Below are 2,208 nucleotides of genomic sequence, written 5' to 3'. Positions count from 1 at the left end.
CGCTCAGCACCGAGGAAGTGACGGCCATGGTGGGAACCTTCGCCAAAGCCGCCGCCAATGCCCGGGAGGTCGGGTTTGACGGAATCGAGATCCATGCCGCCAATGGCTATCTGATCGAGCAGTTCATGAACTCGGTGCTCAACACCCGCACAGACTGCTATGGCGGCGGCAGCATGGAAGATCGTACGCGCTTCCTGATGGAAGTCGTCGACGCGGTCGTGGCGGAATTCGGCCCGGGACGCGTGGGGGTTCGCCTTTCACCGTTCGGCAAGTATATGGTTCGATGCCCGCTGATCGCCTCGTCGAGGAGACGTTCCTGTACATCGTCGAGCAGCTCGGGCGCCGCGGCGTGGCCTATGTCCATCTGCTCTATGAGCTGCTGCCCGACGGCAACATGGAATCGGTCACGTTCGAGGCGCGCCATCTCGACCATGACATGCTCGCCAAGGCGCGAGCGTTGTTCCCCGGCGCGTTCATATGGTGCGGCGGCTTCAATGACGTCGAGCATGCCCAGGCCGCGCCAGCTGGCCATTGGCTGTGGCGGACCGGTCCGTCTATTACACCCGCAACGGTGAAGTGGGGTACACGGACTTCCCCGCCTATTCGAACGACGGCGCAGCAAGCAGGGCCGCCTGACACGGCGATAGGCCGAGCAGGAGTCAGGCTCAGCGCCACATTTCTCGTCACCGGCGCCAGTTCCAAAAAGGTGGAGGCTCACGCCAACGCCGTGGCGCTTCACTTCATGTACTACAATTTTGGCCGTATCCATGCGACCTTGCGGCTGACCCCGGCAATGGCCGCTGGCGTGACTGGCAAACTTTGGGAGTTTGGCGATATCGTGGCCCTGATCGAAGCGAAGGAATCCGAGAAGCCGGCGGTGCGCGGCTCCTATAAGAAGCGCGCGTTCGCCTGACAGACCCCACCGAAGGGTTGCCCACTGCCGATTGATGTTGGTATCAAGACAGACCGATGAACCAGGGTCTTTACTATGGACGAATACGATAATCAGAAGGGCGCGAAGCCAGAGGATGTGCGCGCCGCCTTAAAAGGCTGGGCGTTTTTTGCGGCTGCAACGCTTGCAATCTTCGGCGTGGCCTACGCCCTGATTGAGATGTAGTAGCAATGAAACATTTCTGAGGGTTCGCGATTAGGGCTAAATGGCCCGCTTCTTCTTCGATCTAGTCGACAATGGAACCTCATACCCGGACACGGAAGGCACAGACCTTCCAACCCTAGCTTCTGCCGAAGATGAGGCAGCAAGGGCGTTGCTCGAAATAGCCAAGGACCAGATGCCGAACGGCACATTCCGCCAAGTCGCATTGCAAGTTCATGCCGGTACAACCGCGCCGCTGTTTGTGGTAAAAGCGACGTTCGAGCTAATCCGCAACGAGCCTTATCCCGATCAGCGAGTGGGAGCCTAACCATCTTGCTGTTGAAAGCGCCCGACGCTTTCAGATGCGAGCGGCGGCACGGGTGGAGACTTGCGCTCCACCATAGCAGAGACCGTCCGCATTATCGCTGAATAACTGACCCACTACCCTCACCGCCATTGGCTTGGCAAAATGTGCGTATCAGTGCTTCAGTATCTGGCTGAGAAACAGCTTGGTGCGATCGTGCTGAGGATTGCCGAAGAAGCTGTCCGGCTTGCCTTCCTCGACTATCTGGCCGGCATCCATGAAGATGACGCGGTCGGCCACCGCCCGTGCAAAGCCCATTTCATGAGTGACGCAAACCATAGTCATGCCGTCGCGCGCTAGCCCGGTCATCGTATCGAGCACTTCCGACACCATTTCCGGGTCGAGTGCCGATGTCGGCTCATCGAACAGCATTACCGCCGGCTTCATGCACAGGCTTCGCGCAATGGCGACGCGCTGCTGCTGGCCGCCCGACAGCTGGACCGGGAATTTGTTCGCCTGTTCGGGAATGCGCACGCGCTCCAGGAACTGCAGCGCGGTCTTGCGTGCCTCGGCGGCGGAAACGCCCTTGACCCACATCGGCCCGGCCATGCAGTTCATCAGCACGGTCAGATGCGGAAACAGGTTGAAGTGCTGGAACACCATGCCGACATTGCTGCGCACGTCGGCGACGTTCTTCATCTTTGGGTGAAGATGGATGCCGTTGACGGCGATGTCGCCCTCCTGATGCGATTCGAGGCGATTGAAGCAGCGGATCAGTGTCGACTTTCCGGAGCCGGACGGACCACAGATG

4 protein-coding genes and 1 pseudogene are annotated in these 2,208 nt (G+C 59.6%); 4 read left to right on the top strand and 1 reads right to left on the bottom strand.

The features are described 5' to 3' along the window. Positions 1-26: 26 nt before the first annotated feature. The 4 genes and pseudogenes from EOA22_RS31205 to EOA22_RS37835 all read left to right on the top strand — a co-directional run bounded on the left by EOA22_RS31205 (position 27) and on the right by EOA22_RS37835 (position 1,421). Complete coding sequence (locus tag EOA22_RS31205) at positions 27-575, top strand: hypothetical protein (RefSeq protein ID WP_245478730.1); 549 nt, start codon at positions 27-29, stop codon at positions 573-575. 122 nt (positions 576-697) lie between these two features. Continuing rightward, positions 698-913, top strand: a pseudogene (locus EOA22_RS31200) (IS1 family transposase); the annotation flags it as partial. A 75-nt stretch (positions 914-988) separates the two neighbouring features. After that, on the top strand, positions 989-1,117 hold the full coding sequence (locus tag EOA22_RS39645) for a hypothetical protein (RefSeq protein WP_275955654.1): 129 nt from the start codon (positions 989-991) through the stop codon (positions 1,115-1,117). Between the two features lie 40 nt (positions 1,118-1,157). After that, positions 1,158-1,421: a hypothetical protein gene (locus EOA22_RS37835; protein WP_063170684.1), complete on the top strand. Its 264-nt coding sequence runs from the start codon at positions 1,158-1,160 to the stop codon at positions 1,419-1,421. Positions 1,422-1,571: 150 nt separating this feature from the next. On the opposite strand, the gene EOA22_RS31190 is transcribed toward EOA22_RS37835, so the two are convergent. Continuing rightward, the coding region (locus EOA22_RS31190) for an amino acid ABC transporter ATP-binding protein (protein ID WP_164756094.1) at positions 1,572-2,208 on the bottom strand (637 nt) is incomplete at its 5' end.

Origin of the sequence: Mesorhizobium sp. M7A.F.Ca.US.014.04.1.1 (genome assembly GCF_003998745.1) — a bacterium.
Lineage (GTDB): Bacteria > Pseudomonadota > Alphaproteobacteria > Rhizobiales > Rhizobiaceae > Mesorhizobium > Mesorhizobium ciceri.
This window is presented reverse-complemented; position numbering and strand designations above follow the sequence as displayed.

Excerpts from the sequence above, each read along its gene's own strand:
- EOA22_RS31205 (WP_245478730.1), top strand. The coding sequence starts at position 27 with ATGGTGGGAACCTTCGCCAAAGCCGCCGCCAATGCCCGGGAGGTCGGG.
- EOA22_RS39645 (WP_275955654.1), top strand. The coding sequence starts at position 989 with ATGGACGAATACGATAATCAGAAGGGCGCGAAGCCAGAGGATGTGCGC.
- EOA22_RS37835 (WP_063170684.1), top strand. The coding sequence starts at position 1,158 with ATGGCCCGCTTCTTCTTCGATCTAGTCGACAATGGAACCTCATACCCG.